Source organism: Psychrobacter sp. PL15 (assembly GCF_035984995.1).
Classification (GTDB): Bacteria; Pseudomonadota; Gammaproteobacteria; order Pseudomonadales; family Moraxellaceae; genus Psychrobacter.
Map to the genome: position 1 here is coordinate 199,820 of NZ_JAXCIB010000003.1, position 24,871 is coordinate 224,690.

Genomic DNA, 24,871 nt, shown 5'->3' on the forward strand with positions numbered 1-24,871 from the left:
TTTAGTTTATATTTTGGCTATAGTCAGCTTTACACAGAAGCTTACAACCTTTTTATAAGCTTAAATTAACACACCAAGTGCAACGCTAAATGATGTCATAGAATACCTGATTAATTTTTTAGATTGTTCATAGTATTTCATCCATGATATAGCTTATGATCCTAATTTGGGACGAGCTTATTTCTAGTTGAACCAAGCGTTTCACACAATACTACTTCGTGTAGAAAATTAATTTTTGCGAGCTGTTCGGTGCGCTGGGAGAATCCTACAAAACTGTTTATGGACAAACGAAGCAATTATTGCCGCAAGGACATAAATCCTGCTACGACAATCAAGAAGATTCCAATTAGAGATAGCATGTCTGGAACTTCGGCAAAAAATACTAGCCCCCATAATATAGCAAATCCAACATACGCAAAGTCAAATGTACCAATGACTGCGGGCGGTGCCTTTTGATAAGCGATTGCTGCTCCTACACTACCTATCAGAATTGCAACTGCCAACAGTGCCATTAACGCCCATTCTACGAACCCCATGTTTGTCCATGAAGCCAATAAGAAACCTTTACGTGGTTCAGAAACGATTGACGAAATAAAAAATGCAGCCAGTGTACCTACGATAATGAAAGTCAAGTTCAGTACGAGCGATAGCATGACTGGATTAACGTCTCGGCACTTGGTACGAGTTAAAATCATTGACAAGGCATAAAGCACAGCGGAAATTAACGGCAAAATAGCAAAAAGGTTAAAATCTCCAGCTTTTGGACGCAGTATTAATAAGACCCCTAAAAATCCGACGATTACCGCCATCCATCCGAGGCGACTGATTTTGTCACCAATGAATACGGCTGAAAAAAGAGTGATAAAAATAGGGAGTGTATAGTAGGTCGCGGCAGCAATCGACAAGTCTAGATTTGGTAAAGCCAGGTAGTAAGCGAGCCACATGCCAACTAGCATGACGCTGCGAAGCATTGTCCAGCCTAGCGCTGGTGGAACAGATAAAGCACTTGGCACTTTAATCCAAAGGTAAAGCAGAAGAATAGGCATCACTAGGAGCGAGCGCAGAACAAATATTTGCCAAATAACAAACTCTGCGCTGGTGAACTTGATTAGTGCATCACCTAGTGAAAGCGCTAATACCGCTATGATAATTACTAATACTGCGAGAGGTAAGTTATCTTTATATTCTTTAAGGTGTGTACTAGATTTCAAGCAGATACTCCTGATAGGTCGAGCTGTAAATATTAAACTAACCTACCCTTGTACCTACTTCAACCCCAACTCTCAATTCTATCAGTACAATTCTACCAATCCATAGCTGCAAACCTGCCCTTTTCTCGTTACAATGTGCACTATAAGGCGTTCGCTTATTTTGACTTATTAATTGTCATAAATCGCACGCACTCACCTTTTACTTATCCATTATTCGAGAATCTCATGAGCCATAGACCTCCTACCGACCTATTAGAAAAAGCCAAACACTGGCGCGAAGATATTAATTTTCGTCAAGATGTGCTGGGCAAGCCTTTTGATTTTGCGACCACGTGGGGAATTTTTTCTCCGCAAAAGCTCGATGACGGTAGCTTGATGCTCCTTGATTATATTGATTTTGAGCAGGATGATGACTCAATAGATTTAGGCTGTGGCTATGGCGTGCTGGGAATGGCAGCAGCGCGTGAATGTCCAGATGGTCAGCATACCTTGATTGATAAGGACTTTATGGCAGTGGAATATGCACGCCTTAATTGCGAGAAGAACGGTTTGAATAATGTCGATGTGCATTTATCTAACGGCTTTAATCATGTGGATAAAGCCAAGGATTTTAGCTTGGTGATGTCAAACTTGCCAGCGAAGGTAGGTAAAGAGCAGCATTATCTCTATTTCCTCGATGCGCATGCGCGTATGCGTAAAGGTGGCCGCTTTTATGTGGTAACGATTAATGGCTTGCGTCAATTTATGAAGCGCTCATTTACCGAAGTGTTTGGGAATAGTGAGAAAGTAAAACAAGGTAAAACTTATACTATTACTATGGCGACCAAAGATTAAACGCTAAAACCAGGTAAGAAAGTTTAAGTAATAAAAAGCACGCTAAATCTGTCATGGTTTAGCGTGCTTTTTTAAGTCTATCTGTATCAAAGCGTATCAGTCTACATCTGCCGTTTTAGTAGATAGCCACCCAATAAAGCACTAGCAATAATAGGTAATAACACCATCAATAGGGGCGAAAATCCAGTTGCCAGCGAGATAAAGCCGACCAAATCCTGAATATAACTAAACAGTAAACCGAATAATAATGCTACTACGATACGCAGACCCAAGCTATGCGTACGCAAGGAACCAAAGACGAAGGAGCAGGCGACTATAACCAGCGATAAAATAGATAAGGGTGACAGGAGTTTTTGCCAAAATGCCAGTTCGTGACTTAACGAGCGTTTATCTTGCTGACGCATGAATTGTCGATGTTGATAAAGCTGAGTGAGCGATAAGTCTTCAGCTTGACGTGTGAGTAGGTAGACAGACTCCGGCGCAAAAGGCAGGCTTAAAGTATCTGTTTCTGACTTTGCTTGCATGCTATCAAAACCTTTATTGATCGTCAGCTTAGTCATATTATTTAACTGCCACTCGTAGCGATATTGCTCGCGAGGCTTAGCATTTGGGGTGTCAATAGCTATACGACCCGTATACTGCCCCCCTTTAGCATGAATAGCAGTTTGTAAGTTGCCATTGTTATCTAAGTGCCAACGCTTGACCGTACCGATATTGCCTTGTACATCAGCGTAATCAATATAGAGAATATCGCTGCCATCTGGCTGTACTTCTGCCGTACCTGAGTTCTTACTAGAATCACTACTGTCGGCAGCAGCTTTAAAGCGCGGCTGCATGGTCCAATAACCACGCACTGAAGTGATTGATGCGCCGCTATCTTCGCTATTAATATCATTCGCTAACTGATTAGTGTGCGGAAGTACAAACTGATTAATGGCCAATGCCAATAGTGCAAAAACTAGGGCTGGCTGCAACACCCAACCGACGATACGATAAAGGCTGACCCCTGAGGCACGCATGACCACCAGCTCACTTTTATTCGCCAGCAGTCCCAAACCAATTACCGCACCCAATAGGGCACCTGTCGGCATAAATTGTTCTAAAAAATAGGGTGAGCGATAAAGAATGTATTTAAGCACATCAGACATCGTATAGCTGTCGGTGAGTGCATCAAGTTCAGACAAATAAGAAAACAAAAGTTGTAAAGCCCACAAGCCTAATACTGCGGCAATAATTGCCAGTAAGGCATTGGTTTTGACATAGCGTCCAAGTACTTTTAGGCTGGCATGTTGAGCATTAGCAGTCTGATTTTGAGATGGTTTTTTAGAGAGCTTGGTAAGTAGTGATGCGCGCATTATGATGGCCCTCCATGTGAGCCATTGCTTTGAGTCTCAGCAGAGACCAGCGTATTGCCTTTCACACGGAAGCGCAGACGGTGTTGAATTCGGGTACCCCAGTTCAGATAAAGCGCTAATGCCATAAATCCTAAAATCAGCCACGCATACGACCATACGCTAATACCACCTTTACTCACGGCATTCTTGAGCGAGATAATACCTAACGCACAGCTGACAAATAATAAAATCGATGGAAATAGTCGCAGCCAGCGCCCTTGGCGAGGACGCACTTGCGCCAGCGGTACCGCTAGCATAGGGGCAATGATCATCAGCCATGGTAGCGCCAACCGATAGCCCAGTTCAGCTTGGGCAGCACGCATAGCATTGACGCTGCCCACTTGTGCAGTACCAGTCGCGGCTTGCCATAATGGCGTAATAGCTTGGGTTTCGATGTTGTCTTCGGTCATTACTTCCTTGGACGGTTCAGACAAGGTGATGCGATATCTGTCAAAACTGACCTGATTATACCTCAGACTTCCGGCTCCCACTTCATAACGCCGCCCTTGGAATAAATCCAATTGGGTCACGCCGTCACCGCCAGTATCCACTTGCTGTGCCCGCTTAGCTAAAGTAATGGTGTCTTTGCTAATGGCCAGATCGCTACTGTCAGCTTGGTCAACCAGCGCTTTAGGCAAATCACTAGGTAGCTCTGGAATGCTACGCTGTTCAGTCAGCTCAGCGGTTGTACTTTTAGCGCTCGAGCCTTTTTCTGTGGGTTCAGATTGAATCAATACTACATCTTGCAGTTGTTTTTTATCGTCGCTCAGACTGCCCACATACAGATGATAATTGCCAGTACTGATAAACTCATTGGGCCGTATTAAATCAAAAGCGCTGGTCAGTGCCTGCTGCTGCCAAATGGTCTCTGAAGAGCGTACGCCCCAGGGTTTAGCAATCACAGATAACGCCGCCTCGCCTACGAATAATATCAAAATTAATGGGGTCATCATTCGTGCAAGCTTACCGCGAGAAATACCACTACCGTTAATCACCGCCATTTCTTGGTCGACATACAAGCGCCCAAATACCAACATTAATGCAATAAAAAAAGCTAACGGTAAAATCAGCTCTAAAAAGTACGGCAAGTTATAGCCAATAATACTAAATAACAAGCTGATATCTAAGCGACCTTCAGCAGCAATACCGAAGTAGCGTATTAGGCGACCACCAAGCATGAACACCATCAAAAAACCCAATACCAAAGCAGTGGTCGAGGCAACCTGACGGGTCATGTAGCGGCTTAATATCACAATAGGTACTCTTAGCAGGTGGCGTTCTCGCGATTTCTCGCGTATTTATTAGTAGGTTTATAAATAATATTTGGCGGTTGTCGTGTTAAGAATAAGCCAGGGCTAACTGTATAATGCTATAGTTAAGCCACGCTTAAGGTCACACTTGTATTTGTTAGCGCAAGAGAAATCATGACACAGACCGATATAGCTGCTAATGCTAGCATATTTTTGTAAAAAATAGCGGTGAAATGTGTTCGAAAATATTACCTAACCCTTACTGACTACCCACTTATGTTTTTAGATATCCTGCTGTTAGTTTCTGGCTTAACAGCATAAAAACCAGCCCTTTTCTTCACTTTATTTAAACGGGTTTGTGTGTTGTTGGTATCTAGCTCTAATTATTGTCGAGATTAGTTGTTAGAATTTGCTGTCATACCTTTTTAACTCATACCTTAAAGTCGAAACCGAATAATTTTAATACTTTCTTTTGATAGTTGTGATAAAAGCACATCAATCGATAACAGCCAAGCACTGACTGTCGCTACTTATCAAGGTAGGTACGGCAGGCTAGTTGGCTACGGTATTGGATTTATATAGGTTTAATTATACAACGGAGAATAAAATGTCTGTTCCCTCTACACTACTTAATCTAGCTGGCGGACAATTTGAGCCGATTGATTGGTCAAATTGTGCTATCGTCTTCATTGATTATCAGAATGAATATGTTGACGGTGCCATGCCTTTGGGTGAACTAGGTGTCAAAGCAACTGCAAACGCACGCCTACTACTCGATAAAGCCAGAAAGGAAAACATTCCTGTTTTTCATATGGCGCATCATGGCGAAGACAATGACAAGGTTTTTGATCCATTGACCTCTAAAGTAGACATCGTTGAGGTGTTAAAGCCCAGCGACAATGAAAAAACCATCACTAAGAAGCACCCCAACTCATTTTATGACACGCCGCTGCAGGAGCTTATAGCCGCCGCCAATAAGCAGCAGATTATTTTTGCTGGCTTTATGAGTCACATGTGTGTCAGTTCGAGCGTGAGAGCAGCCTTTGACCTTGGCTTTCAGAGTTATGTTTGCCATGATGCCTGTGCCACTCGTGCCTTACCAAGTGCTGCAGGACAAGCTATCAGCGCTGAAGTTGTACATGATACGGCGATGGCGGCTCTACAGGATAGATTTGCAGCCCTAGTATCGACTGATCAGCTGGTCAACGGTTAATAGCAGTCATTGATTATTGGCCGGTACCTCGACCAGTAAAACCCGCCAGGCTATTAATTAATCATACTATTAATAGTTGATCACAGTATTATTTAATAGTTAATCACAGTATTATTGGTTAATCGTACTATCAATATTATGGCGGGTCGCTGCGTTTGCAGGCGACCAGATAGTACGGCAAATGTGTTCAAAGATATTACCTAACCCTTGCTAAACACGCACTTAGCTCTTGATATGGTACACTGTAAAACTAGCTTGTTAGGCCAACAAATATAACTCACAATCTAATGCGCCTCGCACTCTAACTGACATTGATACTTTTTTGCACTAAAACTTTCTTTGCACTACACAAGGATAAAAATATATGAATATTAAACTAACTGAGCAGTTACCAAAAACTCATAACCAAAAAATTCTCAAAAAAGAAGCGATAGACAAAGACGCCGCCTGTCTGGTGGTCTTAGTCGATGATAAAAAAAATATATTAGCTGAGTCCGCTTTAAGCGATTACCAAACCCGTATTGAGCAACTGATTGAAGTCTCACACTTTAATGGCAAAGCTTGTGAAACTGTTGCTGATTACGCATTGGCAGGTGATAAAAAGACCACCAAGCAAAACCCTGTCCAGCTATTATTAGTTGGTGTTGGTTGCTGCGATAAGCTCAATAACACCGTGCTGCAAAAAATTGCTAATACCATCTACAAGAGCACACAGAAACGTGTTGCGTCTATTACCGTCGCCTTAGGTGATGCCTTAGAAGAAGAGCAGTTTGGACAATTTGCTCTCAATCTGTTGGCTGCAAGCTATCGTTTTGATAAGTATAAGTCTGAACAAACAACACCGATATTAACTGATATCTACTTGCTCGCTGATGACGCTCTACAGCCCGCATTAGACTTTGCACAGTCTGTATTTATCGGTCAAAGCCTGACTCGCGATGTGGCTAATGAGCCAGGTAATATCTGCTTCCCAGTCTTCATGGCAGAGCAAGCACAAGAATTAGCCAACGCCTATCCTGACTTATTAAAAGTGACCGTACTGGGCGAAGACGACATGTCAGCATTGGGCATGGGCTGTTTCTTAGCGGTATCTCAAGGGTCAACTAAAGAAGGCCAGTTGGTACTTTTAGAATATCAAGGCAAATCAAAATTCAGTGCTAACACTGCCAACAACAGCGCAAAGGTTAGTGGCGGTCTAAAAATTCTTACCGATAAACTACCAATGAAAAAAGCCAGTAAAAAGGCCGACAAAAACAATGCTGATAATGCCCAAATCTCAAACGATGATGCGCCTATCGTACTAGTCGGTAAAGGTGTCACCTTTGATTCAGGTGGTATTTCAATCAAGCCTGCCGCTGCTATGGATGAGATGAAATTCGACATGGGTGGTTCAGCCGCTGTATTGGGCACGATGAAAGCCCTATGCGAGGCCCGTCTACCAATCAACGTTGTTGGTGCTCTAGCCTGCGCAGAAAATATGCCATCAGGTGACGCTACTCGTCCTGGTGATATCGTAAAAGCTATGAACGGTAAGTCGGTCGAAATATTAAACACCGATGCTGAAGGCCGTTTAGTGTTGGCAGATACCTTATGCTACGTACAGCGCTACTATCAGCCAAAAGCTATCATCGATGTTGCTACCTTAACTGGTGCTTGTGTGGTTGCCTTAGGCCATGTGCGTTCAGCAGTATTTAGTAATGATGAAGATGTACTGTTTGCACTCGAAAACGCCAGCACCCAATCAGGTGATTTAATTTGGCATATGCCAATGGACGACGAATACCAATCACTCATCAACTCGCCTATCGCTGATATGCAAAACATTGGTGGTAAAGGTGCAGGGGCAGTAACTGCAGCATGCTTCTTATCGCGCTTCGTTGAAGACGGTCAAGCATGGGCGCATTTAGATATTGCCGGTACCGCATGGAACTCAGGTAGTGAAAAAGCAGCAACCGGTCGTCCTGTGCCATTATTCATGCAGTATCTAAAGAACTGTGCAGGCATGGCATAAGCTTTTATGACTGGTACAGACCTTCATGGCCATTATTAATTGATGACTACTATTAATGTAGAGGGTTTGCACCATGCAAATTAGTTTTTATGTGTTAAGTGAGAATAAGGCCCAAGATTTCTTGGGCTTTGTTTGTCAATTGACCCAAACAGCGTTAAACAAAAGCAATCAGTCGCTATTAATCCTTACTGAGGATGACGCGTTACTTGACGATTTTGATCAAGCGCTATGGGCCCATGATGCCAGTAGCTTTATTCCGCACCAACGTTTGGCGTCTGATACGACTATTGTCTCTGCAAATAGTTCCTTAGCGACAAATAAAATGTTAGCACCCGTCTTACTGGGTACTTATTTACCAGCAGAGTTCAATGGTATTATTATCAATACCACCTCCCATCCCATCAACGACTTTATGACTGCAACCAGTAATGCGCAGCCAACCCGTATCCTTGAAATCATCAAACCGGACGCCGCCAGTGTGCAAGAGGGACGTATTAAATATAAGCGTTATCAACAATTAGATTATAAGCTGACTCATTTTAAAGTGTAGTACTACTCTCAGCCCTATTCATAATCCCAATCCCAATCCCAATCCCAAAAAATAAGCTCACATCGTCAGGCTTCCTAGACCTATTAGTGTCATATATACACTCCTATTCTTCTTTATCTTTAATTTTCAAAAGTGACTTAAATACTGATTTATAGTGAACCAGCTACCATTAAACCTATCTGCTTTTATGTAGTCTACTTACTCTGACTCTAAGCCGTAAATCCATACCGTCGCTGTATTGCAGTAGGCGAATATGTAAAAAAATGCTACCATCGCCTGATTATTATATTATTGATATGATTAATTTTTCATTATTAAATTTTTATTAACTCGGATAAAGGTGGTGTGATGCGTTCATTATTTATGATGTACCAACGTATAGGTCTGGTACCGCTGATTATTATTGGCTTAATATTAGGGGTATTAGTCGGCTGGCTGGCTCCCAGTATCGGTATTGCATTAGGACTACTGGGCACACTGTTTGTCGGCGCGCTAAAGGCAGTTGCTCCAGTACTGGTGTTTATTTTGGTGATGTCGGCCATTTGCCAACACCGTAGTAGTAGTGAGGTTTATGTCAAACCCGTGCTGATTATGTATATCTTCGGCACTTTTTTTGCAGCACTTATCGCGGTCGGGGCCAGCTTTTTGTTTCCAACCGAGTTGGTTTTAGTTAATGCCACTATTGAGCAAGTACCACCAGCTGACCTAAAAGAAGTTCTTACCAATCTGCTACTCAACCTGGTCGCAAACCCGGTCAATGCGATCGCTGAAGCCAATTATATTGGCATCTTAGCTTGGGCAATCATTATTGGCTTTGCCCTTCGTCAAGTCAGTGAAACCGCGCGCACCGTGGTAGTGGACTTTGCTGATGCTATCTCGCAAGTGGTAAAATGGGTTATTGCGCTGGCCCCTATTGGTATCTTAGGCTTGGTTGCCAATACGGTCGCTGAAACCGGCTTTGCCGCGCTGGCAGGCTATGCACGTATTTTATTAGTACTAGTCGGTTGTATGCTATTTATTGCTTTGATTGCCAACCCCCTAATCGTGCTGGTAAAAACTGGGAAGAATCCTTATCCACTAGTCTTTACCTGCCTACGTGAGTCAGGGATTACAGCATTTTTCACTCGTAGTTCTGCAGCAAACATTCCAGTCAACATGAATCTTGCGCGTAAACTGGGTCTGCATGAAGATACTTATTCAGTGACTATTCCACTGGGCGCCACTATCAATATGGCTGGCGCGGCGATTACTATTAACGTCTTAACGCTGGCCGCTGCTCATACTTTGGGAATCGAAGTGAGCTTTGCCTCCGCCCTACTATTAAGCTTAGTCGCTACCATTAGTGCTTGCGGTGCGTCCGGTGTGGCGGGTGGCTCCTTACTACTTATTCCACTAGCAAGTAGCTTATTTAGCATCCCTAACGACGTGGCCATGCAAGTGGTGGCCATCGGCTTTATTATTGGGGTGGTGCAAGATTCAGCAGAAACTGCGCTGAACTCATCAACTGATGTGCTATTCACAGCAGCCGCTGACCCTAAATATGCCCGTTAATTGCGGATATATGAGTCATCTATAATGCGACGGTTTAAAATACTATTTTTTAAAGTACTATTTTTTAAAAAATAGTACTTTGCGATACGATTATTTCATAAAAAAAAGGGCCTATTAATGTCCTTTTTTTTTGGCTAAAATTTGTCGAACTCTCCCTACCTTTGGCATGCAATGACTGCTAGCTTATACACTTTTATAAGCATATGATAAAGCCCTCACTTTATAATCTAGTCTTAATAGTGAAAGGTTCATATTAACCTTTATATAGTCCAAAACTATGATTCCAAACAATAAAATCATCATACGTAGTAAGGGTTTCGTGCTTAACAAAACGGTACATACCGGCATACGCATACTGTGGAAACGCAGCTATACTGCACGCCCCGTTCAGACTCTAGTTACAACACCCAGTCTATCTAGTAGTTAACTTTATAGCCTCGTCACCAGCAACTTTGGCGCTTAATAACCTCTATTTATAAAAGACCATCATGTCTTGCCACCCTAACCATTCATGGAAAGGGTTTTTTATCTATTATTAAAAGAAGTTAACATGAACATTAATGAAAAAATGAACATTGCCAGCTTCACTTTCAATATATTCTGCATTACTCGTACAACCTACATGGCCTATATAACCCGTATGGCTATGACTAATATAGCCTCTATAGCAACAGGAGCAATCACTATATGAGTATCGACGATCATCAAGTATCTGCCCCTGTTGCTCCCAGTTTACCTATTTGGAAGCTGCTAGCATTCACCTTGGCAGGTTTCCTCGCCATCATGACTGAAACCATGCCAGCAGGTCTACTACCGCAAATAAGTGAGTCGTTAGGTGTCTCTAAAGCGCTGGCCGGTCAACTGATAACCTTCTATGCGCTAGGCTCAGTGCTAGCCGCTATCCCAGTTATCGCCGCTACCCGCAGTTGGAACCGCAGGCGACTGTTCATGTTGGCAGTCGGTGCCTTGTTAGTGTTTAACATTGTCACAACCTTGTCCAGCAGCTATGCCATCATTATAGTGGCACGCTTTGCTGCAGGGATGGCAGCTGGGGTAATATGGGGATTGTTACCCGGCTATGTGTTACGAATGGTGGCCGACAATATGCGAGGTCGTGCATTGGCCATAACGGGTGTGGGTCAACCCATTGCACTAGCTCTTGGAATTCCATTAGGAACTTGGTTAGGAATGCTGTTTGACTGGCGTGGAGTGTTCTGGATCATGTCAGCGCTAACCTTATTATTGTTAATCTGGGTACGACTAGCGATACCAGACTTTGCGGGACAGTCGGTTAAACAGCGCTTGCCTATTAAGCGCATTTTCTTGATGCCAGGTATCCGTCCCGTACTGCTCACAGTGTTCGTCTGGATAACCGCGCACAATCTACTCTATACCTATATCGAACCGTTCTTAGCCTCGGTTGGGTTGGCAGAGCGGGTCGACGCTGTCCTATTGCTATTCGGCATGGCTGCCATGGTTGGAATCTGGCTGACTGGGCTGTTAGTCGATCACTGGCTACGGGCTATGGCTCTGATAGGTCTGAGTGGATTTGCGGTAGCTGCATTAATATTGGGCTTCTCTGGTGGCTCAACGGCACTCGTGCTAGTGGGCATAGCCCTATGGGGTATCACCTTTGGTGGCGCACCAATAATGCTACAAACTGCGCTAGCGGGTGCAGCGGGTAAGAATGCCGATGTGGCACAATCAATGTTTGTGACCGTATTTAATTTGGCAGTCGCTAGCGGCGGGGTAGCGGGTGCACTACTATTACAGCACCTTGGGGCAGTGTCATTCCCATGGGCAGTACTCGCGCTAGCACTAATAGGTTTATCGATCGTATGGACTGCTAGAATAAATGGTTTCCGCGCTAAATAACAATCTAGACACTATAATCTAACGGGAGAAATACTAGCTTAAGTGTTTATCTATGACAGACAAGGCGGTTATCTATAACCATAAAAAAGGGCTATAACAGCCCTTTTTTGTTGTCTGCAATTTATATTTAACTTTTAATAACTGCCCGATTATTTGCCCACTTTAGCTGGTCTATTTTGCAGAGAATACAGTATGGCTAGAAAAAACCTATGAAGCCTCTAGCATATATCAAGTTCACAGCAAGCAACTTTTTTAGCGGTCGCGTGAAGTTATATCTCATTTTTTATTCAATATCATCGGAAACGAGTTTATCCATGTCATTAGAGTGCTTTAAGCGACTAAACTGATTTAAGCTGATATATCACTTTAAATTGCTAATTTCCACTTCAATCATTGATGACTCAGCGTCCCATTGGCGTTTGAACTGACGCAGTTGCTCAAGCTCATCTAATAGCTCAATAATCAAACCAATCGCTGGCACGCTGGCTTCAAAGTCGCGACTCAAACGAGAAGCGCGGCGAACGGTGGTCAGTTGATAGCCGCTAAACTGTTCGCTGTCAGGCACGTCATATTCAATGACGCTCTCTTCAATCAAAGCAATGACCCATTGACGATCCTGCCCACAAGCAGACACCAGTTCGTCTAAGTTCATGATAATGTCGGTTAATTCAGGCGAGTGTTTCATAATTATTATCCTCGTTTGCTCTGTATGTCATCGGTACCATATAGTCATCATTTTTACGGCTGTTGTCGTTAACACTGCGATAGTGGAATACCAGCATAAGTAACCTTTGCGCTTCTGTGCTTTATAGCCAGTTCTAAAAACTTATCGCTATTTTTAAAAGACTGATTTCATTAGTCGCCAGCTATCATAGTTCATAAGCGGTTAAAATCGTTCAGCACTTTTTAGCAAATGCTATTCATAATGCTATTATGTAGTACAGCTACTATTGACTCACACTATTGACTCACACTATTGATTAGCGGCTAATACTGCTATCAGTAAAGGCTTGTTTTAACTGCTCATAAGCCTCAGTTGCTGCATCGGTATTGACCTCAGGATTGACAATATTTAAGGTTAAATATAAATCACCCGCTTCTTTAGCAGGAATACCTTTGCCTTTTAAGCGTAAATTACTCCCTGATTTGCTGTTCTTAGGAATGCTAACGCCTAGGGTACCCGCTGGGGTACTGACATTAATTTTCTCACCAAGCGCCGCTTCCCATGGGGTGATATTGACCGTTTGATAAACATTGGCCCCTTCTAGACGGATATTGTCAGCATAGGTAATCTTGACCTTTAAGAATAAATCACCATTTTTGCCACTACCACTGCCAGCCGCGCCTTGCCCGGTTAAACGGATTTGTTTGCCCTCAGTAATGCCTTTGGGAATTTTTATTTTGAGGGTTTTATTGTCGTAGCTGACCTTGCCATTAGCTTGGCGAACAGGAACATTTAACTTAATACTATAATCGTCGCCATTATAGACTGACGCCAGATCGACATTAATCTCCGCATGTTGATCCTGACCTTTACTATCTTGACTGCCGAACCCACCACCGAATTGATCAAAGCCACCATGCTGCGATTGTCCACCACTTTGCCCGCGTGCCCCGCGACCAAATGCTGAAAAGATATCGTCGAAGCGAAAACTGCCATCACCAAAGGCTTCGCCCTCACCAAACTGACCTTTCATATCTTCCCAGCGTTGACCACCACTGCCCGCCTGCCCATTAGAGCTGCCACCGAAGCTGCCACCCTGACCAGCAAATGGATTGTTGAGCATGGCATCATATTCAGCGCGCTTGTCTTGGTCTCTTATAGTCTCGTAAGCATTATTAATCTCGGCAATCTTATTGTCGGCGTCCGGATCATCGCTGACATCAGGGTGGTACTGGCGAACGAGCTTACGGTATTTTTTTTTGATATCCGCATCTGAGGCGTCTTTTTTGACCCCTAAGATTTCGTAATAGTTTTTCTCGGCCATGTTATGGTTCCTCAAAATAGAAGCTTTTTAATTATAGTGGCGTACAAATTTTAAAATACAGAGTATTGGACAAGGTTTTTTTAATTCTATTTTTAAGTTCTATCTGACTGTTAAACCACAGTTCTCAATTTGAGGCTTGAAACGATAGCTATAGTTAAAATACCTTAAAAACGCGACGGTACTGCTGGTATAAACTTTTTGCAGCCTCTGTCTGCGTAGGCACAGCAAGCAAGAAAAACTTATGCCAGCAGTAGGCTATGTATCGATATTACTTTTCATTGACTATAGCAGTGCCTTACTAATAATAATACCAAGCAACAGCAGTAGCTGTAACACTATCTGCATTATTCACTGCCCTATTATTATAATGACTGACAATAATTCTAGCATCATTATTTTTTGACAGCTGTTGTCGCAATGTCAGTTCAGTTTGAGAGAGTGTTGGGCGACCTTCACGCTTACTAGTAGTATAAGACAACTCAGCAGCTTGGCCACAAGAACTATACGTATTACCGACAACGCAAATTACCAATAACGTAAATATTATGAATAGAATTATTCATAGACTACCCATACAAACAAGCATGTGTACACTAGAGAAGCCTTTGACCTTGAGTATTTTTTACAAGACTGTAAGAATATGACAAGCTTTTTATTGTAAAATAACTATATTATTCAAACTCATAGGGAGTATGGATAACATAGGCAAGAGTATCTGTCTATCTTATAAATCACGAAAAGGTATTAAATGTCTTATTTAATCAAGTCTTTAGTTATTACGTTATCAATACTGTTAAGCACCTCCGTTTTTGCTGGTAACACCAGTTACTATGGCAATAAATTTCATGGTAAACGTACAGCCAGTGGTAGTATCTTCAATATGCATTCTCTGACCGCCGCGCATAAAACGCTGCCGTTTGGTACGAAGGTACGGGTAACTAACAAAAAGACAAAGCAGAGCGTGATAGTGAAAATTACGGATAGAGGACCTTTTATCAGGGGCCGAATTCTTGATTTATCTAAAGCCGCTGCTGGTAAAATAAACTGCCAACTTTGTACGACTAGTATGAAGATATTATCTTACGGTGATGGTAAATACCGTAGACAATAACTCAGTAGAGTCATAATGTAATAAAAAGGGGAGAGCTAGCGCTCTCCCCTTTTTATGTCTCATTTACTCATTTATGGCTATTTTTGCTTAGCTAAATTCAGCTTCCATTTCTTCTAAAGTCGTCATCGCCAGCAGTAAGCTCTCTTCATTGTCACTGTGCTGCTGCTGTAACGCTGCTTGCTCATTGAGTAATTTTAGTAGATCCGACTTACGGCTGTCTTCATAAAGATCGGTATCGCCAAGCTTAACCTCTAGACTTGCCAGCTTATCGTCAATTTTCGCCAACGCTTTTTCTGTATCTTCAATCTCGCGGCGAACAGGCGCAGTAAGCTTGCGCTGCTCAGCGGCCAGTTTGCGCTGCTCTTCTTTGGTGAGCGATGACGATGCAGTCGTGCTTACACTTGAACTAGGATTTGCTAGTTTTTTTTTAGCCTGCTTTGAGTTATCAAGCTGAGCACCGCTAGTATTGGCATTTGTTCCATGTGAAACGTCGTCTTTATTAACGAATTTTTTCTTGGCCTTTTTGCTCTTGCCTTTTTTGTCAGCACCTTTATCTGGACTATTGGCTTCCTTACGTTTATCCGACAACCATTTACCATAGTCGTTGATGTCGCCGTCAAACTCTTCGATGATACCGTCATGTACCAGGTACAGCTCATCACAGACGTTGGCAATCAATTCACGATCATGCGAAACCAGCACCACTGCGCCTTCAAAACCTTGTAATGCCATAGTCAATGCTTGGCGCATTTGTAAGTCTAAATGGTTGGTAGGCTCATCAAGCACTAAAACGTTTGGACGTTGCCAAACAATCAAAGCCAAAGTCAAACGCGCACGCTCACCCCCTGAGAATAATTCGCTCGGGGTATCAATACGGTCGCCTCGGAAGTCGAAACCACCCAAAAATGAACGCAATTCAGCATCAGATGTCTTACCAGCCAAGCGGCGCATCATCTCTAGCGGGGTGGCGACAGCGTCTAAAGCATCCATTTGATGCTGGTTAAAGTAGCCTAATTTGAGCGTATCTGACACACTATAAGTACCAGATAATACGCCAAGCTCACCGACCAGTGCTTTAATCAAGGTCGATTTACCCGCACCATTCATCCCAAGTAGACCAATACGCGTATCAGGGGTCACTTGCACATTGGCGTTATGGAGTAGCGGGGTGTCGGTATAACCAATATCAGCATTGGTCAGCTCAATCAAGGGCGAGCTCATATTGGCCGGTTTATAGAAACGGAAAGTGAACGGATTATCCGCCATCATCGGTGACAGCTCACTCATACGCTCCAGCTGTTTGATACGGCTTTGCGCTTGCTTGGCCTTACTGGCTTGGGCGCGGAAACGACGAATAAAATCGTCTAAATGTGCCTTAGTCGCTTCTTGCTTCTCAAACGCTTGCTGCTGCTGCGCCATACGCTCATGACGAGTACGGATAAACTGCTGGTAGTTACCGGTATATAAGGTGACTTTCTTTTGCTCAACGTGCAAAATATGACCAACGGTATTGTCCAAGAACGTTTGGTCATGGGAGATGACAATAACCAGACCGGTAAAGGCATTAATCCAGGTCTCTAACCACAAAATGGCATCCAAGTCCAAATGGTTGGTGGGCTCATCAAGTAACATTAAATCGGCACGACTCATCAAGGTCTTAGCTAGATTTAAACGCATACGCCAACCACCCGAAAAACTGTCTACGGGCAGCTCGTGTTGCGTGGTGCTAAAACCCAAGCCCGCCATGATTTGGGCCGCTTTAGTGGGAGTGCGATAGCCGTCAATTTCATCAAACTGCTGATGTAACACCCCAATTTGATCATCACTGACCGTACTCAAATCACTCAAAGCCTCATTAATTTTATACCACTGCTCATCACCGCTGAGTACATAGTTAATCGCCGTTTGCGCACTAGCGCCCACTTCCTGCGCCATGTGCGCCACCTGCCAACCATCCGGGATAGACACTTCACCGCGATCGAGCGTCACCTCAGTATCACCAGTGCCCATGCGGGTTAGTAATAGCGCAAATAGGGTAGATTTGCCAGTGCCGTTATTGCCCGTTAAGCCCACTTTGTGGCCCGGATGCAGCTGAAAGCCAGCACCGGAAAATAATTCACGACCATCACGGCGAACACCAACGTCTTTAAATTCGATCATAGGGTTTTTTCATCTCAAAAGTTTTGTAGAAAGTAAAATATTTTGTAAAATGTATATTTAACAACAACAAGTTCATAGGCACAGCACACTAATGGTGTACCAACTGGCGGCTATTATTTCAAACGCCTACTAGATAGGCAAACAATTAAATAAGTATTTCATCTTTAAGCGTTTAATATCGATAAACTAAGCTTTTATGAGCAGCAAACAGCGCTTTTTTAATAAACTAAGCTTTTCTTTTGACAACCGCTGCTATCACTCTTGACAAACTTATCGCGACCCCAATTATGGTATACTGTTATAACACTATTGACATCAGGCAGTTAAGCGCCAGCAGCCTTCGCTTTGGCCTAATTACTTTGCCACCATGATCAACCCAATCAAAACAACGGTGCTACGTCCTATTATTAATAAGCAAGTATTGCTAAGCAACGCCTATGCCTATTAATAAATAAGGACAACGACATTATTTGATTTTAGCAACTGAGGTAAATATGAACGCAGCAACCAACCAGTATAGTCCAACTACCAACCAGCCTGTGGATCCCACCATCTTAAGCCTCACCGATAGTGCCGCTCAAAAAGTACGTCGGTTGCGTGAAGAAGAAGGTGATAGTAACCTTATGCTGCGCGTTTATGTCACCGGTGGCGGCTGTTCAGGCTTCTCTTATGGTTTTAACTTTGCCAATGATCTGAATGAAGACGATGCCAATTTTGATAATGGTGACGTCACCTTAGTGATTGACTCTTTAAGCTATCAATATCTACAAGGCTCTACCGTTGATTACACCGAAGGGTTAGAAGGGGCACGATTTGTGGTGACCAACCCCAATGCCACCACTACCTGTGGTTGTGGTTCGTCGTTCTCTATCTAAGCTGGATTTTATCTTTAATATTTATGTTTCTTGATCTATTCATAGTTAAGGTAATATGGCTAAATTGCCATTAGAGGCATTAAACGATATAGACGGCTTTATTGCAGCGGCATTAGTTGATAGTGAAACCGGTTTAACCCTTGCAATATTAGGTACCGATATTGACCTTGAGCTCGCGGCTTCCAGTAACACTGACGTTATCCACGCCAAGCGTAAAGTGGCTAATGTATTGGGTGTTGATGAAAACATCGAAGACATTTTAATCACTCTAAACAGTCAATATCACCTGCTACGGCCATTGGCGCGTAATGCTAACTTGTTTTTATATCTAGTGCTTGATCGCCAAAAATCCAATCTAGCAATGGTCCGTTATCACTAGCAATGGCCCGTTATCAATTGAAAGGCTTTGAGACTGAACTTGATTTCTCATAAGCAGGCTTGTCAGAGGCGACTTATAGATGCATGATCTATTAATACCAGTCGTCATACATATCGTGATATCAATAATGGTGTCAGTATAGCTTGATTGCAAACCTCTAAAGCATCGCCCTCATGGGTTGATGCTTTTCTTGTTTTGTAGCTTGATAACTTTTGTTAATATTAGTAGCTCGGTATGAGCACTAGAAAGGTGCCACAAATAATAATACTGTGACCATAAAATTACCGCTATAGTTAAAATACCTTAAAAACGCGACGGTACTGCTGGTATACGCTTTTTGCAGCCTCTGTCTGCGTAGGCACAGCAAGCAAGAAAAACGTATGCCAGCAGTAGGTTATGTATCGATATTACTTTTCATTGACTATATAGTCTTCGTGATAATATAGCGCCAGCTAATGAGGCAAATACCACAAAGTCGCTACAAGCAAAGCTTACTGGTTTTGTAATTACACGTAGTTTTTAAACCAACTTTGGTCTAAACTGACGTGATTAGACCTCTCAAATTTTGAGCAAATACCAGCCGGTTCTCGCTCTGCCATAATGAATAACAATAGATGAGTATTATGAGTAATTTTGCCCCTACCTTTGCCAATTTTGAAATCCCCAGCTGGTTTGACAGTCAACATCTAGAAGGAATGCTACGCGGCATCGAAAAAGAAGGTCTGCGTGTCAAATCTGATGGTTATTTGACCCAGACCCCGCATCCTGCAAAGCTTGGGTCAAAATTGACCCATCCGTTTATTACTACTGACTATTCAGAAAGCTTGCTTGAGTTGATTACTGATCCTAGAAGCACGCCTAAAGAAACCCTAGTTATGCTACGTCAACTCCATGTTTTGGTTTATCGGGCATTACCTGAAGACGAGCTGATGTGGCCACTGTCAATGCCATGCATGCTCTCAGCTGATGATGCCGATATTCCGCTAGCAGATTATGGCAGATCGAATACTGGCAAACTAAAAACCCTTTATCGTAGCGGTCTTGGCATACGTTATGGTCGCCGCATGCAGACGATCGCCGGTCTGCATTATAACTTATCATTTGGGGACACTCTATTTACTGAGTGGCAAGCCCAAGCAGGGGTTATTGATCCTAATACCAAGTTGCAGTCGCTAACAGAATTTAAAAACGATAAATACTTAGGTTTAATTCGTAACTTTAAACGTCTGACCAGCTTGATACTGTATTTACTGGGTGCCAGCCCAAGCGTTTGTCCTTGCTTTTTGGCAGGACGCGAGCATGACTTAGAACGGCTCAATGAATCCACTTATTATAAGCCTACCGCGACTAGCCTACGTATGGGCAAACTTGGCTACACCAATAGTGTACAAGAGCATCTCGATATCCGCTATAACAACCTGCCAGAGTATGTCGATGGTCTGCGCCGCGCTATCCAAACGCCCCATGAAGGCTTTGAAAAACTTGGCTTAAATGATGCAGATGGCAATCCTATTCAAATTAATAATCATGTTCTACAAATAGAAAACGAATACTATAGTCCTATTCGCCCCAAACAAATTGCCGCACGTGGCGAGACTCCAACCGAGGCGCTCGAACGCCGTGGTATCGCCTATGTTGAGTTCCGAGCTATTGACTTAGATCCTTATAGTGATATTGGTATTCGTCTCTCCAGCGCCTGTTTCTTAGAGGTGATGGCTTTGTATTGTCTACTAAATGACTCACCTGAGCTCATGCCTGAGGAAGAGGAAGAGCTAGCGATTAACCTTGAGCGTGTGGTCAATGAAGGTCGCCGCAATGGTTTACACATCGTTAATAATGGCACCGAGCAATCACTAGAGAGTTGGATGCTAAAGCACTTGAGTAACATGCGTCCATTAGCCGCACTACTTGATGCGCACTATGGTGGCAACGACTACCGTGCCGCTGTAACGCTAATGCAAGGCAAAGCCGGCCATTCTGAGTCAACCATATCAGCACAAGTGAATGCTGATAGTGAGCGTTTGGGTAGCTTGTGGAAACTGGGCTTTACCCTAGCGCATCAGCATCGTGAGTCTTTACTGCAGCAGACCCTAAGTCCAAATACCCAAGCTAAATATGAAGTCCTAGCCGAAAAATCGATATTACAGCAAGCTGAAATTGAAGAAGCCGAAACTGAAGACTTTATGGAGTACATACAGCAATATCGTTAGTCAATATTAATGGAAAATATTAAAAGTAAGCCCTTGTATAGAGAATATAAACGTTCAGAACGCACAGGTTCTGAGCTTTTAACACCTTAGTTTGTCGCCAAACCAACCAAATACGATGTCCGAATTGACACCTAATAAGAGTGCTTACTCCATGCTACAACTGACCACTTATCGTAATTTACAAGTGTTTTTGGTATTGATGACCGTGATAGGCATGAGCTTTGCTGTATTTCTTTTGCAACGTTATATGGGCTTTTCACCTTGCCCACTGTGTATTTTTCAGCGGATCGGGCTGATGATAATGGGTGGCTTTGCCTTATTCGCGGCTCTACTTAACCCAAAATCGATGATTATTAAGCTGTTATTATGGCTAGGAAGTCTAGCAGGTATTGCTTGGGCTACTGCGGTGGCGGCACGCCATGTCTGGCTACAACATTTACCGGCTGATCAAGTGCCGTCGTGTGGACCCGGTCTAGATTATTGGCTAGATACCCTACCGATGCAGCAAGTACTGAACGAGGTATTAGCTGGCTCTGGCGAGTGTGCGTCAGTTGATTGGCGATTTTTGGGATTGAGTATCCCTGAACAGTCATTAATCTTTTTTAGTTTTTTATTAGTTATTCAGATCCTGGTATTATGGCGTATCTTTCGACCTGCCATATCGACTCGCCCTACCTAGGCATCACGCTTAGTTGATGGCTATTCCTATATGTCACTATTGTCCTTTAATACCTATCCTGCCCTTTCTTATTCCCAGATCACTTAATGGAAGTCATTGAGTAAGGGCCAGTCATTAAAACCAGTCATTAAAAATAGTGTGTAAGGGTCCCGTCACACTATTTATTATCACACTATTTATCACACTATTTATCACACTATTTATCACACTATTTATCTTATCACACTATTTACCACACTATTTATCACACTATTTATCACACTATTTATTATCACACTATTTATTACACTCTTTATCACACTATTTATCACACTATCTATCACACTGTCTTGCCATCACACGCCTCTTGTTAAACCCTATTGCTAAGCCTCCCTAACCATTCAGACTGATGAGTCTTACCATTATCATATTTATATCTATTTCATAATTACCACAGGCCTTATTTTGAATTACTCCTAATTACATCCACAACAAAAAGTCCACATAAGCATCTACAACCTTTGTTATCTTAGGACAGTTTATAGGACTTATCCGTGTTTAGACTTATCTCATGCATTTAATACTCTAAACGCTATTAATAGGTTGAGTTGTGAATAATAAATGACTGCTATAATTTTTATAGCTATTACTTAAAGAATGTTGGTTTGTTATTGGTATGATCATGATATGTTCTTCGCTTAGGTTCTCTACTACTACTGTTGTCATAAAACGCTTTAGACGGTTATTTTTAGTGCTGCCTATTTCCATGCTGCTGATTGGCTGTGACAGTCCATCATCTACTAGGCCTGCTGCTAACAGCAGTAACTCGCAAGCTTCACCTATCAAGAGTGCGCAGAATACTGACCGTCAGAATTCAGCAGAAACCTCGCAAGATACTGATAGTAGCAAGGCTAATTCAAACAATGCAATAAACGACATAAATGACATAAATGACAGTCAATCGCTCATTGCAGCTACTAGGTCAGATGATAGTGGGCCACCAATGTTCTCAGGAACGCGTAATAACAGCGCTCTACAGGCAACCTTGATGGGAGATTATGGCGGTATGTTGCCTTGCTCCTTTTGTGATAATATTGATATCACCCTAAATTTATTTGCTGATAGCTCAGTGTTAAAGACCACTATCTACAACAATCCAACACCCCCTAAAGTGCCCTTAATTGAGTCCGGTATTTATCGCCAAGATGACGATACGATTACCATTATCTATGAAACCAAGGTTATCGAGACTTATCGTATTCAAGAGAATCATTTAGTAATGCTGGATCAAGACCAACAACCCAATGCGGACTATACTCTGTCGCGTAAATAGCCTTTTGTGTCAATGAATTTTTCCTGTTATAAGTCGCTTGTTATAAGTCGCTTGTTATCAATCACCTGTTATCAGTATCCTTCAGATAGACGATCTCTATGAAAGATGACACCTAATACTCGTAAAAATCATAGTCTGTTGTAATAACGTGATTGGATAATTAGAGTTTACGAGCTGAATGACGCCTACTTGTTAGGCGTTTTTTATTGGTCATCTAATGGGGTTTACTTTACAATAAGCATTCGTTTATCGTCAATGATGTACCGTCTACTAGCTGCTGTTTTTAGGACGGTATGCAAAGGCTGAGTGGGGCTTTGATACCGCACCCTTTTGATGGTATGACTCTACATTTTTTTATTTAAGCTGGCACGGAACGTCTATGCATATTCATATTCTTGGTATTTGTGGTACTTTTATGGGCTCATTAGCCTTGCTAGCGAGAACACTTGGCCATACGGTGACCGGCTCAGACACCAACATCTATCCGCCGATGTCCACCCAACTTGAGCATGCTGGAATTACTATTGCAGAAGGCTACCTGGTACAGCATCTGCAGCCAGCGCCGGATTTGGTAGTGGTCGGTAATGCTATGAAACGTGGCATGGAAGTGGTTGAATACATGCTAGACACGGGTCTTCGCTACACCTCAGGACCACAATTTTTATCTGAACAAGTCTTGCAGTCCCGTCATGTGTTAGCGGTTGCGGGTACTCATGGTAAAACCACCACCACCACTATGCTCGCCTGGATACTTCATTATGCAGGTATCGATGCTGGGTTTTTGATTGGCGGCGTGCCGTTAGTGAACACCCCTGATGAACACTTGCAACAGGTATTTGCTCATAGCAGTTATTTGGGCGCAGACGATAGTACCAGTAGGACAAACAATAGCGAGAACGAGACCACAGCACAGCCGAAACCTGGCTATTTTGTCATCGAAGCCGATGAGTACGACTCTGCTTTTTTTGATAAGCGTTCAAAGTTCGTTCATTATCGGCCACGTACTGCGATTCTAAACAACCTTGAATTTGATCATGCTGATATCTTTGCGGACCTAAATGCCATTCAAACTCAGTTTCACCATATGGTGCGCATGATTCCAAGTACGGGCAAAATCATCATGCCTGCAGCGACTATTAGTCTAGAAGAGACGCTAGCTAAGGGCGTTTGGACGCCGATTTGGCGTACTGCCATCATTGATAAGCAGTCCGATAGTGAACAAAAAGTTAATGATCAGTCGCTTGATAATCAGCTGCATGACCAGCAAGAAGATAGTGCCGCAATCAACAGCAACTGGCAGGCCGAACTTATTAACCAAGATGGTAGCCAATTTAAAGTAAGCTTTGCGGAAGGTATGACAGCCGATACCGAAACGACCGCTATTATAAACTGGTCGATGAGTGGTATTCATAACGTCAATAATGCCTTAGTGGCGGTCGCTGCTGCTTATGATATTGGCGTAAATGTCACTACTGCCTGCGCAGCCTTGTCAGCATTTGCTGGCATCAAGCGCCGGATGGAATTGATCGGTAATATTAATGACATTTTAGTTTTTGATGACTTTGCTCATCACCCCACGGCTATTACTACCACTTTAGATGGTGCTAAAAAGAAACTGTCTGGCAGAAGAATTTGGGCCATTATTGAGCCCCGTAGCAACACGATGAAGATGGGTATTCATCAGGACAGTTTGGCGCAATCGGCAACATTAGCAGACCATACGCTATGGTATGAACCTGCTGACCTAAAATGGGGTCTAAAAGACATCATTGATCGTGCCCACATGGACGATGAGCACCATGGCACTCAGCAAGTGATTCGTAGCGTCGACGCGATTATTGAGCACGTCATCACGCATGCTCAAGCGGGCGATGCGATCATCATTATGTCCAATGGTGACTTTGAGGGAATCCATGAGCGCTTATTAACAGCCTTGCGCCAGCTCTAATTACCCAATAATATTAACAATACCAGTAGTCTAATCATACGCCGTGTACAAGCTACGCTATTTTTATGTCCAGTGCTTGGTCATCTACTGTTATAGGTGCAACATGCGACGGCGCCTAGGGTAATCTTTTAACTTTCCATTTACCTAACCTGACTTAACAATAGCAAATAAGCAGATTTTCTCACATAGCCCCTACACTGGTAACATTTTGCGCTTACTTTTAAGTGCAACAAGTGATTACACTGTAGTCATCAACATTAAGTCATCAACATTAGCAAGACCCTATTAACTACAATAAAATTAATTACTATAAATTAGGA

18 protein-coding genes and 1 pseudogene are annotated in these 24,871 nt (G+C 42.8%); 13 read left to right on the top strand and 6 right to left on the bottom strand.

Features of this window, described 5'->3' with window-relative positions:
• Positions 1-296 precede the first annotated feature (296 nt).
• Positions 297-1,211, bottom strand: coding sequence for a DMT family transporter (locus RCH20_RS03890; RefSeq protein WP_327192657.1), 915 nt, complete (start codon positions 1,209-1,211; stop codon positions 297-299).
• 225 nt (positions 1,212-1,436) lie between these two features.
• Between RCH20_RS03890 and RCH20_RS03895 the strand changes: the two genes are divergently transcribed.
• The gene (locus RCH20_RS03895; RefSeq protein WP_327192658.1) at positions 1,437-2,045 is read left to right on the top strand and encodes a class I SAM-dependent methyltransferase; all 609 of its coding nucleotides are present in this window, start codon (positions 1,437-1,439) and stop codon (positions 2,043-2,045) included.
• Positions 2,046-2,146: 101 nt separating this feature from the next.
• Here the strand turns inward: RCH20_RS03895 and lptG are convergent, their stop codons facing one another.
• Both lptG and RCH20_RS03905 read right to left on the bottom strand, forming a co-directional pair.
• Positions 2,147-3,400 (bottom strand): LPS export ABC transporter permease LptG, encoded by a 1,254-nt coding sequence (lptG, locus tag RCH20_RS03900; protein WP_327192659.1) that lies wholly within the window; start codon positions 3,398-3,400, stop codon positions 2,147-2,149.
• On the bottom strand, positions 3,400-4,674 hold the full coding sequence (locus tag RCH20_RS03905; protein ID WP_327192660.1) for an LPS export ABC transporter permease LptF: 1,275 nt from the start codon (positions 4,672-4,674) through the stop codon (positions 3,400-3,402). The genes lptG and RCH20_RS03905 overlap by 1 nt, the downstream gene beginning before the upstream one ends.
• Positions 4,675-5,296: 622 nt before the next feature.
• Here RCH20_RS03905 and RCH20_RS03910 point away from each other — a divergent pair.
• The 5 genes from RCH20_RS03910 (at position 5,297) to RCH20_RS03930 (ending at position 11,889) form a co-directional block, all read left to right on the top strand.
• Entirely contained in the window at positions 5,297-5,902 is a 606-nt protein-coding gene (locus RCH20_RS03910) for a cysteine hydrolase family protein (RefSeq protein WP_209955978.1), read from the top strand.
• A gap of 364 nt (positions 5,903-6,266) precedes the next feature.
• Positions 6,267-7,913, top strand: coding sequence for a leucyl aminopeptidase (locus RCH20_RS03915; protein ID WP_327192661.1), 1,647 nt, complete (start codon positions 6,267-6,269; stop codon positions 7,911-7,913).
• Positions 7,914-7,986: 73 nt separating this feature from the next.
• Positions 7,987-8,463 (top strand): DNA polymerase III subunit chi, encoded by a 477-nt coding sequence (locus tag RCH20_RS03920; protein ID WP_209955983.1) that lies wholly within the window; start codon positions 7,987-7,989, stop codon positions 8,461-8,463.
• 348 nt (positions 8,464-8,811) lie between these two features.
• Entirely contained in the window at positions 8,812-10,014 is a 1,203-nt protein-coding gene (sstT, locus tag RCH20_RS03925; RefSeq protein ID WP_327192662.1) for a serine/threonine transporter SstT, read from the top strand.
• 687 nt (positions 10,015-10,701) lie between these two features.
• Positions 10,702-11,889, top strand: a complete 1,188-nt coding sequence (locus RCH20_RS03930) for an MFS transporter (RefSeq protein ID WP_209955987.1) — start codon at positions 10,702-10,704, stop codon at positions 11,887-11,889.
• Positions 11,890-12,250: 361 nt separating this feature from the next.
• Here the strand turns inward: RCH20_RS03930 and RCH20_RS03935 are convergent, their stop codons facing one another.
• A complete protein-coding gene (locus tag RCH20_RS03935; protein ID WP_209955989.1) occupies positions 12,251-12,574 on the bottom strand; it encodes a chaperone modulator CbpM in 324 nt (107 codons plus the stop codon).
• A 295-nt stretch (positions 12,575-12,869) separates the two neighbouring features.
• Positions 12,870-13,877 (bottom strand): DnaJ C-terminal domain-containing protein, encoded by a 1,008-nt coding sequence (locus RCH20_RS03940; RefSeq protein WP_209955991.1) that lies wholly within the window; start codon positions 13,875-13,877, stop codon positions 12,870-12,872.
• A gap of 748 nt (positions 13,878-14,625) precedes the next feature.
• On the opposite strand from RCH20_RS03940, the gene RCH20_RS03945 reads away from it, so the two are divergent.
• A complete protein-coding gene (locus RCH20_RS03945; protein ID WP_209955994.1) occupies positions 14,626-14,988 on the top strand; it encodes a septal ring lytic transglycosylase RlpA family protein in 363 nt (120 codons plus the stop codon).
• An 87-nt stretch (positions 14,989-15,075) separates the two neighbouring features.
• Here the strand turns inward: RCH20_RS03945 and RCH20_RS03950 are convergent, their stop codons facing one another.
• Entirely contained in the window at positions 15,076-17,148 is a 2,073-nt protein-coding gene (locus tag RCH20_RS03950; RefSeq protein WP_327192663.1) for an ABC-F family ATP-binding cassette domain-containing protein, read from the bottom strand.
• Positions 17,149-17,642: 494 nt separating this feature from the next.
• On the opposite strand from RCH20_RS03950, the gene erpA reads away from it, so the two are divergent.
• From erpA to RCH20_RS03980, 6 genes and pseudogenes are all read left to right on the top strand, one after another.
• Positions 17,643-18,023, top strand: a complete 381-nt coding sequence (gene erpA / locus RCH20_RS03955; RefSeq protein ID WP_327192664.1) for an iron-sulfur cluster insertion protein ErpA — start codon at positions 17,643-17,645, stop codon at positions 18,021-18,023.
• Positions 18,024-18,078: 55 nt separating this feature from the next.
• Positions 18,079-18,455 (top strand): annotated as a pseudogene (locus tag RCH20_RS03960) (roadblock/LC7 domain-containing protein).
• Positions 18,456-19,025: 570 nt separating this feature from the next.
• Complete coding sequence (gene gshA, locus RCH20_RS03965; protein ID WP_327192665.1) at positions 19,026-20,612, top strand: glutamate--cysteine ligase; 1,587 nt, start codon at positions 19,026-19,028, stop codon at positions 20,610-20,612.
• Positions 20,613-20,763: 151 nt separating this feature from the next.
• Positions 20,764-21,291: a disulfide bond formation protein B gene (locus RCH20_RS03970; protein ID WP_209958834.1), complete on the top strand. Its 528-nt coding sequence runs from the start codon at positions 20,764-20,766 to the stop codon at positions 21,289-21,291.
• Between the two features lie 730 nt (positions 21,292-22,021).
• Complete coding sequence (locus tag RCH20_RS03975) at positions 22,022-22,603, top strand: copper resistance protein NlpE N-terminal domain-containing protein (protein WP_327192666.1); 582 nt, start codon at positions 22,022-22,024, stop codon at positions 22,601-22,603.
• A 379-nt stretch (positions 22,604-22,982) separates the two neighbouring features.
• Positions 22,983-24,551: a Mur ligase domain-containing protein gene (locus RCH20_RS03980; protein WP_327192667.1), complete on the top strand. Its 1,569-nt coding sequence runs from the start codon at positions 22,983-22,985 to the stop codon at positions 24,549-24,551.
• Positions 24,552-24,871 lie beyond the last annotated feature (320 nt).

Bases quoted from the DNA above. Each gene is read 5' to 3' on its own strand.
- gshA (WP_327192665.1), top strand. From the start codon at position 19,026: ATGAGTAATTTTGCCCCTACCTTTGCCAATTTTGAAATCCCCAGCTGG.
- lptG (WP_327192659.1), bottom strand. From the start codon at position 3,400: ATGCGCGCATCACTACTTACCAAGCTCTCTAAAAAACCATCTCAAAAT.
- RCH20_RS03910 (WP_209955978.1), top strand. From the start codon at position 5,297: ATGTCTGTTCCCTCTACACTACTTAATCTAGCTGGCGGACAATTTGAG.
- RCH20_RS03930 (WP_209955987.1), top strand. From the start codon at position 10,702: ATGAGTATCGACGATCATCAAGTATCTGCCCCTGTTGCTCCCAGTTTA.
- RCH20_RS03940 (WP_209955991.1), bottom strand. From the start codon at position 13,877: ATGGCCGAGAAAAACTATTACGAAATCTTAGGGGTCAAAAAAGACGCC.
- RCH20_RS03895 (WP_327192658.1), top strand. From the start codon at position 1,437: ATGAGCCATAGACCTCCTACCGACCTATTAGAAAAAGCCAAACACTGG.
- RCH20_RS03945 (WP_209955994.1), top strand. From the start codon at position 14,626: ATGTCTTATTTAATCAAGTCTTTAGTTATTACGTTATCAATACTGTTA.
- RCH20_RS03970 (WP_209958834.1), top strand. From the start codon at position 20,764: ATGCTACAACTGACCACTTATCGTAATTTACAAGTGTTTTTGGTATTG.
- RCH20_RS03915 (WP_327192661.1), top strand. From the start codon at position 6,267: ATGAATATTAAACTAACTGAGCAGTTACCAAAAACTCATAACCAAAAA.
- RCH20_RS03920 (WP_209955983.1), top strand. From the start codon at position 7,987: ATGCAAATTAGTTTTTATGTGTTAAGTGAGAATAAGGCCCAAGATTTC.
- RCH20_RS03905 (WP_327192660.1), bottom strand. From the start codon at position 4,674: ATGACCCGTCAGGTTGCCTCGACCACTGCTTTGGTATTGGGTTTTTTG.
- RCH20_RS03935 (WP_209955989.1), bottom strand. From the start codon at position 12,574: ATGAAACACTCGCCTGAATTAACCGACATTATCATGAACTTAGACGAA.
- RCH20_RS03950 (WP_327192663.1), bottom strand. From the start codon at position 17,148: ATGATCGAATTTAAAGACGTTGGTGTTCGCCGTGATGGTCGTGAATTA.
- sstT (WP_327192662.1), top strand. From the start codon at position 8,812: ATGCGTTCATTATTTATGATGTACCAACGTATAGGTCTGGTACCGCTG.
- RCH20_RS03980 (WP_327192667.1), top strand. From the start codon at position 22,983: ATGCATATTCATATTCTTGGTATTTGTGGTACTTTTATGGGCTCATTA.
- erpA (WP_327192664.1), top strand. From the start codon at position 17,643: ATGAACGCAGCAACCAACCAGTATAGTCCAACTACCAACCAGCCTGTG.